The organism is Aquabacterium fontiphilum (assembly GCF_009909205.1).
Lineage (GTDB): Bacteria > Pseudomonadota > Gammaproteobacteria > Burkholderiales > Burkholderiaceae_C > Aquabacterium > Aquabacterium fontiphilum.
Genome location: NZ_JAAAPN010000002.1, coordinates 134,200 through 146,590, shown reverse-complemented (window position 1 = coordinate 146,590; position 12,391 = coordinate 134,200). Strand labels below are relative to the sequence as shown.

Here is a 12,391-nt window from a genome sequence, read left to right as displayed (position 1 = left end):
ACGCTCAGGCGATGGACAGCGCGCGAGTCGGCGCAGGCGCGCCGCCGGTGCTGGCGCGCAGCGCATCGGCACAGGCCTGCTCCGGATCGTCCGATCCCATGACCTCGTCGAACAGGCCGGTCAGCCGCCGGGTGTCAGCCCGCAGCACGCGCTGCTTGACCGAGGCCACCTGAGTCGGGTGCATCGAGAAACTGCGCAAGCCCATGGCCAGCAACAGTTCGGTAAAGGCCGGATCACCCGCCATCTCGCCACACACGCTCACGCCTTTGCCGGCAGCGCGAGCCTGCGTGATGGTGCTGGCGATCAGCTGCAGCACGGCCGGGTGCCACGGGTCATACAGGTGGGCAACGGCTTCGTCGGCCCGATCGATGGCCAGCGTGTACTGGATCAGGTCATTCGTGCCGATGGACACGAAATCGAAGTGCCGCAGAAAGATGGGCAGCGTCAGCGCAGCGGCCGGCACCTCGATCATGGCCCCAAGCTCGACCTTGCCGAACGGCTTGCCCGAATCGGCCAACTGGCGCTGCACGTGCGCGATGTTTTCCAGCGTCTGGCGAATCTCGCGCTGGCTGGCCAGCATCGGAATCAGGATCTTGACCGGCCCGTGGTGGGCTGCGCGGAACAGGGCACGCAGCTGCCGGCGGAACATGCTGGGCTCCGACAGGCTCCAACGAATGGCACGCAGGCCCAGAGCCGGGTTGAGCACCGACTCGTGCCGCAGCTCGCTGGAGGTCATGCCCTCCAGCGGCTTGTCGGCGCCGATGTCCACCGTACGGATCGTGACTGGCATGCCCTTCATGGCCTCGACGGCGCGCCGGTAGGCGTCGTACTGCTCTTCCTCGTCGGGCAGGTTGCCGCCGCGGTTCATGAACAGGAATTCGCTGCGGAACAGGCCCACGCCCACCGCACCAGCTTCCAGCGCGGCTTGGCCATCTTCGGGCATCTCGATGTTGGCCAGCAGCTCGACGCGCTCACCGTCCAGCGTCACGGCCGGCGTGTGGCGCAGGCGAGCCAGCCGGCTGCGCTCCAGCTCACTCTGGCGCTGGCGGAAGCGGTATTCCTCCAGCACGATGGGCGACGGATCGACGATCACCAGCCCGGCATCGCCGTCCACGATGATGTAGTCGTCCTGACGGATCAGGCTGCTGGCCTGCCGCGCCCCGACCACGGCCGGAATGTCCATGCTGCGCGCCACGATGGCCGTGTGCGAGGTCTTGCCGCCCACGTCGGTCACGAAGCCCGTGAACACGCTGCGCTTGAAGTTCAGCATGTCGGCCGGTGCGATGTCGCTGGCCACCAGCACGAGCGGCTCCTCGCCGCCGAAATCGCGTGGGTTGCGGTGGGGGTCCTGGGCGCGGGCTGCGTCGCCTTGCGCAAGATGGCGCAACAGCCGCTCGACCACCTGCTCCAGATCAGCCTTGCGCTCGCGGATGTAGGCGTCCTCCATCTCGTCGAACTGGCGGGCCAGCACCTCGAGTTGCGCAGACAACGCCCACTCGGCGTTGTAGTGGCGCTGGCGCACCCAGTCAGCCGCCGCGCCAATCAGCGCCTCGTCCTGCAGCAGCATCTGGTGGACATCGAGCAGCGCAGCCAGTTCGGCCGGCGCATCGGCAGGGAGGTCGCGCTTGAGTGCATCGAATTCGCCTGAGACATGATCCCGGGCGCTCACGAGCCGCGCCACCTCGTCGTCGATGTCCTGCGGATCGACAAAGACGTGGGGCACGTCCACCCGGCTGGACGCAACCAGCACGGCGCGGCCAATGGCCACACCACGCGATACCGGCAAGCCGAAGACCTGGATGCTCATATGCCGGATGCTAACAGCCGTCGCCCTGCGTGGGTGTCCGGATTTGCCTTGGGGTGCGCCGGGGACCGCAGCGTCACGCAACCGTCATGCGACCGTCACGCCAGCGTCACCCCATCGGACCACACTGCCTTCACACCCGAAGGAGGATCCGATGCGTGACCTGCCCCTGCCCACCCTGCCCATGGCCGAACTGGCCACCCCGCGATCGGCCGACACCCTGGCCGCACGGAGGTCACTTCACCCGGGCTCACCCGCCGAGGTCCGCCACGCACGGCCGGGCTTTCAGGTCGTTTGGGCGCGCACTGAAGAAGATGTTCGCGCTGCGCAGCGCCTGAGGCACCAGGTTTTCGCCGAAGAAATGGGCGCACGCCTGAGCGTGCCGCCGGGCAGTCCCGCCGGCCACGACATCGACCTGTTCGATCCTTATTGCGAGCACCTGCTGGTGCGCTTGCACGGCGAAGACGGCGAGGCGGGCGAGGTGATCGGCACCTACCGCGTGCTGACGCCAGACGCAGCACGGCGCGTGGGCGGCCTGTACAGCGAAACCGAGTTCGACCTGACCCGCCTGCGCCCGTTGCGCAGCAAGATGGTGGAACTGGGCCGCTCGTGCGTGCACCCCGACCACCGCCACGGCGGCGCCATCATGGCGCTGTGGGGCGCGCTGGCCGAGTTCATGGTGCGCAATGAACTGGACACCATGATCGGCTGCGCCAGCATAAGCATGCGCGACGGCGGCCATGCCGCCGCCAGCCTGTGGGAACAGCTGCGCCACACCCACCTGGCCCCGATCGATGTGCAGGTGCGTCCGCGTCTGCCGCTGCCGGTCGATGAACTCGACCGCCACCTGCCTGTCGAGGCTCCCGCGCTGATCAAGGGCTACCTGCGCTGTGGCGCCAAGGTGCTCGGCGCCCCGGCCTGGGATCCCGACTTCAACACCGCCGATCTGCCGATGCTGATGCGCATCGGCGACCTGCCGGCACGCTACCGCCGGCATTTCCTGGGCGCCTGACCCAGGGCAGCCCGGCATCGGCGCCGCGCCGCCGCGGTCGCCGCGCGGTCCGTGCGCCGATGCCGATAGACTGCGCGCCATGAAGCGCGCCAGCCCTCCCCCCTCCCGCCCGGCCCAGCCGGGCACGCCACCCCGCGCGCCTGCGCTCGCCACCCAGTTGGCTGCCTGCGCCGACGCGGTGGCCGCCGTCCGCCAGGGCCAGTCGCTGCAGGACGCACTGGGCCGTTGCGATGCCGGCTTGCGCCCGGGCGTGCAGGCCCTGTCCTTCACCGTCATGCGCGAACTCGGTGTAGCGCAAGGGCTGATGCGCCTGTTGGTGCCGCGCCCGCCCGCCCCCTGGGTCGAAGGGCTGCTGCTGACCGCCCTGGCCCTGCTGACCACCCCCGCCTACGCCCCGCACACCCTGGTGGACCAGGCCGTCGAGTCCTGCAAGCGCCGGGCGCGTCCGGCCAGCGGCCTGGTCAACGCCGTATTGCGTCGCGTGCTGCGCGAGCAGGAGGCGCTGATCGCCGAGGCCCGTTCGCGTGACCCGGGTCGACACAATCACCCCGCGTGGTGGGTGCGCCGCCTTCAGCAGGACTGGCCCGATCACTGGGAAGCCCTGTTGGCGTGGAACCAGCGCACGCCGCCGATGACGCTGCGAGTGAACCGCCGCCACCAGTCTGCTCCGGCTTACGCCGAGCGCCTGCGCGAAGCGGGCTGGACCGACTTGCCGTCGCCCGTGGCCGATGCCATCGTGCTGCCGCGCCCCTGCCCGGTCGACGCCTTGCCGGGTTGGGCGCAGGGCGATGTGTCAGTGCAGGACTGGGCCGCCCAGCAGGCCGCGCCCCTGCTGGTTCAGCCGGGCGTTCTACCGCCACTACACGCGGGCGCACGGGTGTTGGACGCCTGCGCCGCCCCGGGAGGCAAGACTGCCCACCTGCTCGAACTGGCCGATCTGGACGTGCTGGCGCTCGACATCGACGGGGTGCGAGCCCAGCGCATCACCGACACACTCGAACGCCTGAAGCTTGACGCTCAGGTCAGCACAGGCGACGGCGCGCGACCCGAAACCTGGTGGGACGGCCGCCCTTTCGAGGCCATCCTCCTGGACGCGCCCTGCAGCGCCTCGGGCATCGTGCGGCGCCACCCGGACGTGCGCTGGCTGCGTCGCGAGACCGACATCGCGGCCCTGGCGCGCACGCAAGACGCGCTGCTGGACGCCCTGTGGCCACTGCTGACTCCGGGAGGGCGACTGCTGTACTGCACCTGCTCCGTCTTCCGTGCCGAGGGTGAGGACCGCATCGACGCATTTTTGCAACGCCACCCAGAGGCCCGGCGCCATGCAGCGCCCGGTCACATGCTCCCTGTGGTCGAATACCCCGACGCCCCCCAGGCTGACCGGGGGGACGCGTTCTTCTACGCCCTGTTGACCAAACCCGCCTAGGAGCGTGATGCCCCCAATGCGCCGACGAGACCTGCTGGCATGCAGCGCCTCGGCCGCCCTGGCCTGCGTGGCCCTGGCGGTCGGCGGGGGCGCGCACGCCACGCCGGCCGGCGCGGCCACGCCGCGCACGGGCTTGAGTCTGATCGCTTTGAGCGCCCGGCGCGACGACGACGGTGTGGTCCTCAACTACGACGTGCTCATCGACCTCTCGGACGATCTCAAGGACGCGTTGGAGCGCGGCATCTCGGTGGTCTTCGTGGTTGATGCCGCCGTCTTCCGACGCCGGTGGTACTGGACCGACCGCGCGCTCGGCCGCGCCGTGCGCCGCTGGCGCCTGGCCTACCAGCCGCTGACCCGTCAATGGCGGCTCAGCATCGGCGCTTTCACGCGCCAGTACGCCTCGCTGGACGAAGCCCTGGATGCCCTGCGTCGCAGCCCGCGGTGGCGCGTCGCCGATCGGCCCCGGGGCGACGCGGATGACCACTACGTCGAGTTCCGCTTCCGGCTCGACACCGACGAGCTGCCCCGCCCGCTGCAGATCGGCCTGGGTGGGCGGGCCAATTGGAACCTGGAACTCGAGCGCCAGGTGGACCTGAGCGACTGATTGGCCATGAGCCCCATCAAGCTCAACCGCTGGGCCTGGATCATCGCCAGCGTGGCCATTGCCGGGGGCGCACTGGTACTTGGCTTCCTGCTGGTGCTGACCACGGAGAACCGCGAGCGATTCGAGCCGCACTTTGCGTGGCTGCTGTGGAGCAATGTGGCGGTGGCCGCGTTGCTCAGCCTGGTCATCGTGCTGGCGCTGGGCCGATTGGCCCTGCGTCTGAGGCGTCGAAAGTTCGGCAGCCGGCTGTTGCTCAAGCTGGCCGGCATCTTCGCGCTGGTGGCCTTGCTGCCCGGCTTGCTGATCTACACGGTGTCGTACCAGTTCGTCTCGCGCAGCATCGAAACCTGGTTCGACGTGCGCGTTGAGGGCGCACTGGACGCCGGCCTGAACCTCGCCCGCGGCACGCTCGACACGCTGAGTGCCGACCTGGCCAAATCCACACGGCTGGCCGCCGAGCAGCATGGTCTGCCGCCTACATCCTGGACCAGCGGCCCCAGCCTGATGGATCTGGAGCAGTTACGCGAACGCCTGCGTGCCGAGCATGCCTCGCTGGTTAACGACAACGGCCAGATCGTGCTGAGCGCTGAAGCCCCGGGCGTCTCCGGTCTGCCAACTGACCGCGTGCCGCAGGCCTGGCGGCAACGCGCTCAGACCGACCGCGTGATGGTCGAAATCGAAGGCTTGGACGAGGGTGGTGACGCCCTGGGGGCACCACCGCCCGAGACGGCACGCATCATCGCGCTGGCCGCCATGCCCGATAACGGCATGCGCCTGAGCCAACGCAAACGCTACCTGCTGATCAGCCAGACGCTTCCCCCCGACATCGTGCGCAATGCACTGGAGGTGCAATCGGCCTACCGCGAGTACCAGCAGCGCTCACTGGGCCGCGAAGGCCTGCGGCGCATGTACATCGGCACACTGACACTCACGCTGGTGCTGGCCGTGTTTGGCGCCTTTCTGCTGGCGGCGGTACTGGGTCAACAACTGGCCCGCCCCCTGCTGCTGCTGGCAGAGGGCGTGGGCGAGGTGGCGCGCGGCGACCTGCGCCCCAAGGCCATCTTTGCCTCGCACGATGAACTGGGCGGCCTGACGCGCGCCTTTGCAGCCATGACCCAGCAGCTCGCCGATGCCCGCACCCTGGCCGAACGCAGCGTGCAGGAACTCGACAGCGCCCGCGCCCACCTGCAGACCGTACTGGACAACCTCAGCGCTGGCGTGCTGGTGTTCGGGCCAGACGGCCGACTGCTGCTGGTCAACCCCGGCGCCACGCGCATCCTGCGCCTGCCCATGTCGGCCTACATCGGGCGCCGACTCGAAGACGTGCCCGGCCTGCAGGACTTCGCGCGCACGCTCAACGAGCGTTTCGACGCCCAGGCCAACGACCCCACACCGGGCGAACGCCAGCAGTGGCAGGACTCCTACGAGCTCAGCCTGCCCCAGCACGCCGACACCCTCACCTTGTTGGTGCGCGGTGCCGACCTGCCACCCGACGAGCGCCTCATCGTGTTCGATGATCTGACCGATGTCGTGTCGGCCCAGCGCGCCCAGGCCTGGGGCGAGGTGGCGCGCCGCGTGGCCCACGAGATCAAGAATCCGCTGACGCCCATCCAGCTGTCGGCCGAGCGCCTTCAGATGAAGCTGGAACCCCAGCTCGAAGAACCCGGGCGGCAGCTGCTCACCCGCTCGGTGCACACCATCGTCACGCAGGTGCAGGCGCTCAAAACCCTGGTCAACGAGTTCCGAGACTTTGCACGGCTGCCCAGCGCGCAACTCAAGCCGCTGGATCTCAACCGCCTCGTGCAGGATGTCACGGCGCTCTACGGCCAGGCGCTGGATCAGGGCACGCTGGTGTTGGACTTGCGCCCTGACCTGCCCATGATCCGAGGCGATGCCACGCTGCTGCGCCAGCTCGTTCACAACCTGATTCAGAACGCGCTGGATGCCTGCCAGGAAGGCACAAGCGATCAGGCGCCTGCCCGCGTGGAGGTCTGCACCGATGCGCCCCTGAATGACGAGGGCCAGGTGCGGGCGGTACGCCTGATCGTTCGCGACAATGGGCCCGGCTTCCCGGACAAGGTGCTCAAGCGCGCGTTCGAGCCCTATCTCACCACCAAGGCGCACGGCACCGGCTTGGGTCTGGCGGTCGTCAAGAAGGTCGCAGACGAGCACCGCGCCCAGGTGAAACTGCGCAATCGGCGCGCAGAACCCGCCCCAGGACCGGCGGAATCAGGCGAACTAGGGTATCCCTCGGAAGAGGGCACGAAGATTGGGGCACAAGTTTCGCTATCATTTTCCCCGCTGTCATCTGATTCCGACCGAGCGTAAGGCACACTCACCCCTGCCTGTGCGGCTCACCAAAAATTCATGGCCACCATTCTTGTTGTTGACGACGAAGCGGGCATCCGCGCCCTCCTATCTGAAATTCTGAGCGACGAAGGCCATACGGTCGAAGTCGCGGAGAACGCGGCCAATGCCCGTATCCTGCGCGAGCGCGTCAAACCCGACCTGATCCTGCTCGACATCTGGATGCCCGATGTCGACGGCATCACGCTGCTCAAGGAGTGGTCCGCCAGCGGCCAACTCACGATGCCCGTCATCATGATGTCGGGACACGGCACCATCGACACCGCGGTCGAGGCCACGAAGTTTGGCGCCCAGTCCTTCCTGGAAAAGCCCATCACGATGCAGAAGCTGCTGCGCTCGGTCGAGCAGGCGCTGAGCAAGCCCGCCGCGCCCGCCGGCCGCCCGGCCGCACCCGTGCACCTGGCCACCGTCACCCCGATCACCGCTGCGCCGTCTTACGCCAACGGCGGTTACGCAAATGGCAGCTACACGCAGGGCGCCAGCCAACCGGGTGGCGCTTACGCAGGTGCGGCTGCGGCCCACGCCAGCGCCAATGGGGTGCGCACGGAGTTCGCCAGCGTGGCAGAGTCCTTCCACTCCGCCCCGCCCATGCCGCAATCGGCATACCACAGTGGCTACGGCGCAGCCGCACCGATGCACACCATGCCGGCCCACGTGGCGCCTGCTCACCATGCAGGCGGCCTCGCCACCAGCCACGTCCACACGGGTCACGTCGCCCACGCGCATGCGGGCCACCATGGCCACAACGGTGTGAACGGCAGCCTGCACGGCGCCACCGGCCCGTCGCACGAACAACTCTTTCAGCTTGATCGACCGCTGCGCGAGGCCCGCGACGACTTCGAGCGCGCCTACTTCGAGTTTCACCTCGCACGCGAGGGTGGCAGCATGACCCGCGTGGCCGAGAAGACCGGCCTCGAACGCACCCATCTGTACCGCAAATTGAAACAACTTGGCGTGGATCTGGGCCGCGCGAAGAAAACAGGCTCAAATTGATGTATAGTTTGAGTCTTCGCTGATGACGCGTCGCAAGACAAGTCGGCAGCAACGGCCAAGTAGCTCAGTTGGTAGAGCAGCGGATTGAAAATCCGCGTGTCGGTGGTTCGATTCCGCCCTTGGCCACCAGAACACACGACGCCCAACCTTCATCGGTTGGGCGTTTTGCTTTTCTGGCACATTTTCGTTCCCTGTTGGGCGACCCAGGCATGGCAACATCACGTGGGCTACTCGCTATGACGCCTGATCGCACGACCATGCCCAGCCATCACCTCTCCCGCTGGACCCACGACCACGTTTTCGACCACGGCAACCCGTCCGCTGAGCGCGGCACACGCTGGGTGATGTGGATCACGCTGATCGCCATGGCCGTCGAAATCACGGCCGGCTGGTGGTTCAACTCGATGGCCTTGCTGGCAGACGGCTGGCACATGAGTTCGCATGCCCTGGCCATCGGCCTGTCAGCCGGTGCCTACGTCATGGCCAGGCGGTATGCCCACGACCCGCGCTTTGCCTTCGGTACCTGGAAGATCGAGATCCTGGCCGGCTTTGCCAGCGCCATCGCCCTGCTGGGTGTGGCCGGGCTGATGCTGGTCGGCTCGATCGAGCGCATCGTCTGGCCGCAAACCATCCAGTATCGCGAAGCGCTGGTGGTAGCCTCGCTGGGACTGGTGGTCAATCTGGTGTGCGCGCTGATCCTGGGGCGCGCACACGACCATGGCCATCACGCTGGTCATCACCATGGGCATGGGCACGACCACGGGCACGGCGCCCATCACGCCCACCATGACCTGAACCTGCGCTCGGCCTACCTGCACGTGGTCGCAGATGCAGCCACCTCGGTGCTGGCGCTGCTCGCGCTGGCCGGCGGCTGGATGCTGGGCTGGGGCTGGCTCGATCCGCTGATGGGGATTGTTGGGGCGGTGCTCGTCGGGATATGGGCCAAGGGGCTGCTGATCGAAACGGGCAAGGTGCTGCTCGACCGCGAGATGGACGCGCCTGTGGTGAGGGAGATCCGCGAGGTCATCGAAGACGCCAACCCGGGGCGCGAGACCCATCTGACCGACCTGCACGTGTGGCGCGTGGGCCGCGATGTCTATGCCTGCGCGCTGACCGCCGTCACCCACGATACGGCGCTGACGCCCGACGACCTGCGCGCCCGGCTGGCCGTGCACGAAGAGATCGTTCACGCCACCATCGAGTTGCACCATTGCACTCGCCCCTGCGGGACAGACGCCACGACGCCATGACGACACAGCGCGACCCCACTCACACCCGTATCCCGGCCGGCGTCTGGGCACTCGGCATGGTCAGCATGCTGATGGACATTTCTTCAGAGATGATCCACCGCGATGCGCTCGTGGCCGACATCACCCCGCCCGAGATTCGTGGAGCGGCCTTCGGCCTGCGCCAGTCGCTCTGCGTGCCCAGCAGGCGGGGGTGGCCCTCGTCCGGGTGCCCCTTGTCATGGTGGCGATGAACCTGGTCTACGCCGCCACGGCCTACCCCTTTGGCAGGCTGTCCGACCGCATGGACCACCGCGCCCTGCTGGCCATGGGGCTGGCCGTGCTGATCGCGGCCGACCTGGTGCTGGCGATTGATGACCACTGGCTCACCGTGCTGGCCGGCGTGGCGCTCTGGGGCGTTCACATGGGCATGACCCAGGGTCTCTTGGCGGCCATGGTGGCCGACCACGCCCCGGCCGACCTGCGCGGCACCGCCTTTGGCCTCTTCAACCTCGTCAGCGGGCTGGCCATGCTGGCCGCCAGCGTGATCGCCGGTCTGCTGTGGGATCAACTCGGCGCCGCGTTCACGTTCTACGCCGGCGCGGCGCTGAGTGCGCTGGCCATGCTCGGCCTGCTGGCCACCTCCATCAGGAGACAACACGACTGACGCGGAAACGAAGCGGGATCAAAAATATCTGCATTGTCTTTTTTTGAACTGATCGGTATATTAATGACCGAATCGTTCAAGGAGAGACCATGCCCCACCTCAGCAAACGCCGTTTTCTTCAGTTCTCGGCCGCCGCCGGCGCCGCCATGCTCCTGTCCGCCTGCGGCGGGGGCGACGATGACGGTGCCGACATCGTCGAGCGCCTGGCTCTCGACCCGCAGTTCAGCCTGCTTGTCGAAGCCCTCGAAGCCGCCGGTCTGGTGTCGACCCTGAAGTCCGCCGGCCCCTTCACGGTCTTCGCGCCTACCAACGACGCCTTCGTCGCCTTGCTCGGCGAGATCGGCTTGAGCAAGGACGCCGTCTTCAGCAACACCGAATTGCTGACGGACATCCTGACCTACCACGTGCTGGGCGCCCGGGTGCGCGCCGCCGAGGTCCCGCTGGGCGATGACGTCGAAACCGTTCAGGGCACGACGCTGCAGGTCAACCGCACAGGCGGACGCCTGGTCATCACAGATTTCCAACGCCGCACCAGCAACATCACCTTCACCGACATCCACTGCCGCAACGGCGTGATCCACCGCATCGACAAGGTGCTGCTGCCGGAGCTCGACATCGTGCAGACCGCGCAGATCACACCAGATTTGAGCATCCTGGTCGAAGCGGTGGTGGCAGCCAATCTGGCCGGCGTGCTCAAAGGTGCAGGCCCGTTCACGGTGTTTGCGCCGACCAACGCCGCCTTCGCCAGCCTGCTGGCCGAGTTGGGTGTTTCCAAGGCGGCGCTGTTGGCCGACACCGACCTGCTCACGCAGGTGCTGACTTACCACGTGCTGGCTGGCGAAGTGCGTGCGGCTGACATCCCCTTCAGCGGCGGCGTGGCCAACGTGACATCGATCAGCATCCCGCCGACGGTTGCAGCCCGGCCCTTCACCATCATCCAGTCGCCGCTGAGCATTGACGATGAGGCAGCGGCACGGCCGAACGCCAACATCGTCGCCACCGATGTGCTGTGTCGCAACGGCGTGGTGCATGTGATCGACCGGGTAATCCTGCCGGCACTGCCGGTCTGACCGCGAACGATCGGCAGGGAAGCCGCAGGGCGCTCTGCTACCATCTCGGCCTGGGCTGGCATGCAAAGCAGTCGGCCCCAGACACCCCGCGTGCCTGATGGCCGCGGGGTGTCTTGGCTTTGGACCCGCCCCCCGCCGAACGTCGTCCCCATGAAATCAATGCACCTGATCGCCAGCGCCAAGATGGGCGGGGCCGAACGCTGGTTTGTGCGGTTCCTTCAGGCCATGCAGGCAGCAGGAGAAGAGGTTCACGCGGTGGTACGGCGCGATTCGGAGCTGGCCAGCACCCACCTCCGCGGCATTCCGCACTCCGAGGTGGGCTTCCGCACCGTGTGGGACCCCTTGTCTCGATGGGAAGTCTCTCAGCTGCTGCGCCGTGACGACGCGCCCATCGTTCAGACTTACATGAGCCGGGCCACCCGGCTGACCCACCTCCCTCCAGGAAGGGGAAGGGTCCACATCGCGCGCCTGGGCGGCTACTACCGCCTGCCCCCCTTCACCCACGCGCACGCCTGGGTGGGCAACACGCGCGCGCTGTGTGACTGGATGATCCAGGGAGGGCTTCCTGCTGAGCGGGTACACCACATCACCAATTTCGCCGAGCCGGCCAAACCGGCTGATGCAAAACAGTTGCAACAACTCCGCGCACAGCTTGACGTCCAGCCGGATGATTGGCTCATCTTGACCGCCGGGCGCATGGTGGGCTTCAAGGGGCATCGCTACCTGATCGAAGCCATGAAGCATCTGCCGCCGACCGTGGCAGGCCGGCGCACGCGCCTTGTTCTCATCGGCGATGGGGACCTGATGCCCGAGCTGACCCGTCAGGTCACAGAACTGGGCTTGCAGGACCGTGTTCATTTCGCTGGTTGGCAGCACGACCCTTCTGCCTGGTTTCATTTGGCAGACATGGTGATGTTTCCGTCCCGAGATGAGGAGACACTGGGCAACGTCATTCTGGAGGCGTGGGCCTACGGCAAACCCCTCGTGACCACGGCTTTCCGCGGCGCGAGGGAGCTGACCCGACACCAGCAGGATGCCTGGGTGGTCCCATGCGATGAGCCGCTGGCCATCGCCGAGGGTATGGCGACCGTGATGAACGATCCCGCGTTGATGACGGCCATGGTGGCGCAAGGACATCGAAGACTGGCGCAGGAATTCTCTCCGCAGGCCATCATCGGGGCATACCAGGCGCTTTACCGCAAGCTGCTTGGCGAGGTGTAAA

General features: G+C 67.3%; 10 protein-coding genes, 1 tRNA gene and 1 pseudogene. 11 read left to right on the top strand and 1 reads right to left on the bottom strand.

Features of this window, described 5'->3' with window-relative positions; genetic code table 11:
• Nucleotides 1–4 precede the first annotated feature (4 nt).
• Nucleotides 5–1,807, bottom strand: a complete 1,803-nt coding sequence (gene ptsP, locus GTZ97_RS02730) for a phosphoenolpyruvate--protein phosphotransferase (protein WP_161648987.1) — start codon at nucleotides 1,805–1,807, stop codon at nucleotides 5–7.
• 151 nt (nucleotides 1,808–1,958) lie between these two features.
• Between ptsP and GTZ97_RS02725 the strand changes: the two genes are divergently transcribed.
• From GTZ97_RS02725 to GTZ97_RS02675, 11 genes and pseudogenes are all read left to right on the top strand, one after another.
• Complete coding sequence (locus GTZ97_RS02725; RefSeq protein ID WP_161648986.1) at nucleotides 1,959–2,816, top strand: GNAT family N-acetyltransferase; 858 nt, start codon at nucleotides 1,959–1,961, stop codon at nucleotides 2,814–2,816.
• 79 nt (nucleotides 2,817–2,895) lie between these two features.
• Nucleotides 2,896–4,242, top strand: a complete 1,347-nt coding sequence (rsmB, locus tag GTZ97_RS02720) for a 16S rRNA (cytosine(967)-C(5))-methyltransferase RsmB (RefSeq protein ID WP_161648985.1) — start codon at nucleotides 2,896–2,898, stop codon at nucleotides 4,240–4,242.
• Between the two features lie 16 nt (nucleotides 4,243–4,258).
• Nucleotides 4,259–4,846, top strand: coding sequence for a DUF4390 domain-containing protein (locus tag GTZ97_RS02715; RefSeq protein ID WP_161648984.1), 588 nt, complete (start codon nucleotides 4,259–4,261; stop codon nucleotides 4,844–4,846).
• A 6-nt stretch (nucleotides 4,847–4,852) separates the two neighbouring features.
• Complete coding sequence (locus GTZ97_RS02710; protein WP_161648983.1) at nucleotides 4,853–7,174, top strand: sensor histidine kinase; 2,322 nt, start codon at nucleotides 4,853–4,855, stop codon at nucleotides 7,172–7,174.
• Nucleotides 7,175–7,213: 39 nt separating this feature from the next.
• On the top strand, nucleotides 7,214–8,206 hold the full coding sequence (locus GTZ97_RS16620; protein ID WP_236650978.1) for a response regulator: 993 nt from the start codon (nucleotides 7,214–7,216) through the stop codon (nucleotides 8,204–8,206).
• Nucleotides 8,207–8,259: 53 nt separating this feature from the next.
• Nucleotides 8,260–8,335 (top strand) — tRNA-Phe (locus GTZ97_RS02695).
• Between the two features lie 107 nt (nucleotides 8,336–8,442).
• Nucleotides 8,443–9,456 (top strand): CDF family Co(II)/Ni(II) efflux transporter DmeF, encoded by a 1,014-nt coding sequence (gene dmeF / locus GTZ97_RS02690; RefSeq protein ID WP_161648982.1) that lies wholly within the window; start codon nucleotides 8,443–8,445, stop codon nucleotides 9,454–9,456.
• A complete protein-coding gene (locus GTZ97_RS17050) occupies nucleotides 9,453–9,686 on the top strand; it encodes a hypothetical protein (RefSeq protein WP_407926719.1) in 234 nt (77 codons plus the stop codon). The genes dmeF and GTZ97_RS17050 overlap by 4 nt, the downstream gene beginning before the upstream one ends.
• Nucleotides 9,620–10,099: pseudogene (locus tag GTZ97_RS02685) on the top strand (MFS transporter); the annotation flags it as partial. The gene GTZ97_RS17050 and the pseudogene GTZ97_RS02685, both read left to right, overlap by 67 nt.
• Before the next feature lie 89 nt (nucleotides 10,100–10,188).
• On the top strand, nucleotides 10,189–11,169 hold the full coding sequence (locus GTZ97_RS02680; RefSeq protein ID WP_161648981.1) for a fasciclin domain-containing protein: 981 nt from the start codon (nucleotides 10,189–10,191) through the stop codon (nucleotides 11,167–11,169).
• Between the two features lie 150 nt (nucleotides 11,170–11,319).
• The gene (locus GTZ97_RS02675) at nucleotides 11,320–12,390 is read left to right on the top strand and encodes a glycosyltransferase (RefSeq protein WP_161648980.1); all 1,071 of its coding nucleotides are present in this window, start codon (nucleotides 11,320–11,322) and stop codon (nucleotides 12,388–12,390) included.
• The last annotated feature ends 1 nt before the right edge of the window (nucleotide 12,391 follow it).

Bases quoted from the DNA above. Each gene is read 5' to 3' on its own strand.
- GTZ97_RS17050 (WP_407926719.1), top strand. From the start codon at position 9,453: ATGACGACACAGCGCGACCCCACTCACACCCGTATCCCGGCCGGCGTC.
- dmeF (WP_161648982.1), top strand. From the start codon at position 8,443: ATGACGCCTGATCGCACGACCATGCCCAGCCATCACCTCTCCCGCTGG.
- GTZ97_RS02715 (WP_161648984.1), top strand. From the start codon at position 4,259: ATGCGCCGACGAGACCTGCTGGCATGCAGCGCCTCGGCCGCCCTGGCC.
- rsmB (WP_161648985.1), top strand. From the start codon at position 2,896: ATGAAGCGCGCCAGCCCTCCCCCCTCCCGCCCGGCCCAGCCGGGCACG.
- GTZ97_RS16620 (WP_236650978.1), top strand. From the start codon at position 7,214: ATGGCCACCATTCTTGTTGTTGACGACGAAGCGGGCATCCGCGCCCTC.
- GTZ97_RS02710 (WP_161648983.1), top strand. From the start codon at position 4,853: ATGAGCCCCATCAAGCTCAACCGCTGGGCCTGGATCATCGCCAGCGTG.
- GTZ97_RS02675 (WP_161648980.1), top strand. From the start codon at position 11,320: ATGAAATCAATGCACCTGATCGCCAGCGCCAAGATGGGCGGGGCCGAA.
- GTZ97_RS02680 (WP_161648981.1), top strand. From the start codon at position 10,189: ATGCCCCACCTCAGCAAACGCCGTTTTCTTCAGTTCTCGGCCGCCGCC.
- GTZ97_RS02725 (WP_161648986.1), top strand. From the start codon at position 1,959: ATGCGTGACCTGCCCCTGCCCACCCTGCCCATGGCCGAACTGGCCACC.
- ptsP (WP_161648987.1), bottom strand. From the start codon at position 1,807: ATGAGCATCCAGGTCTTCGGCTTGCCGGTATCGCGTGGTGTGGCCATT.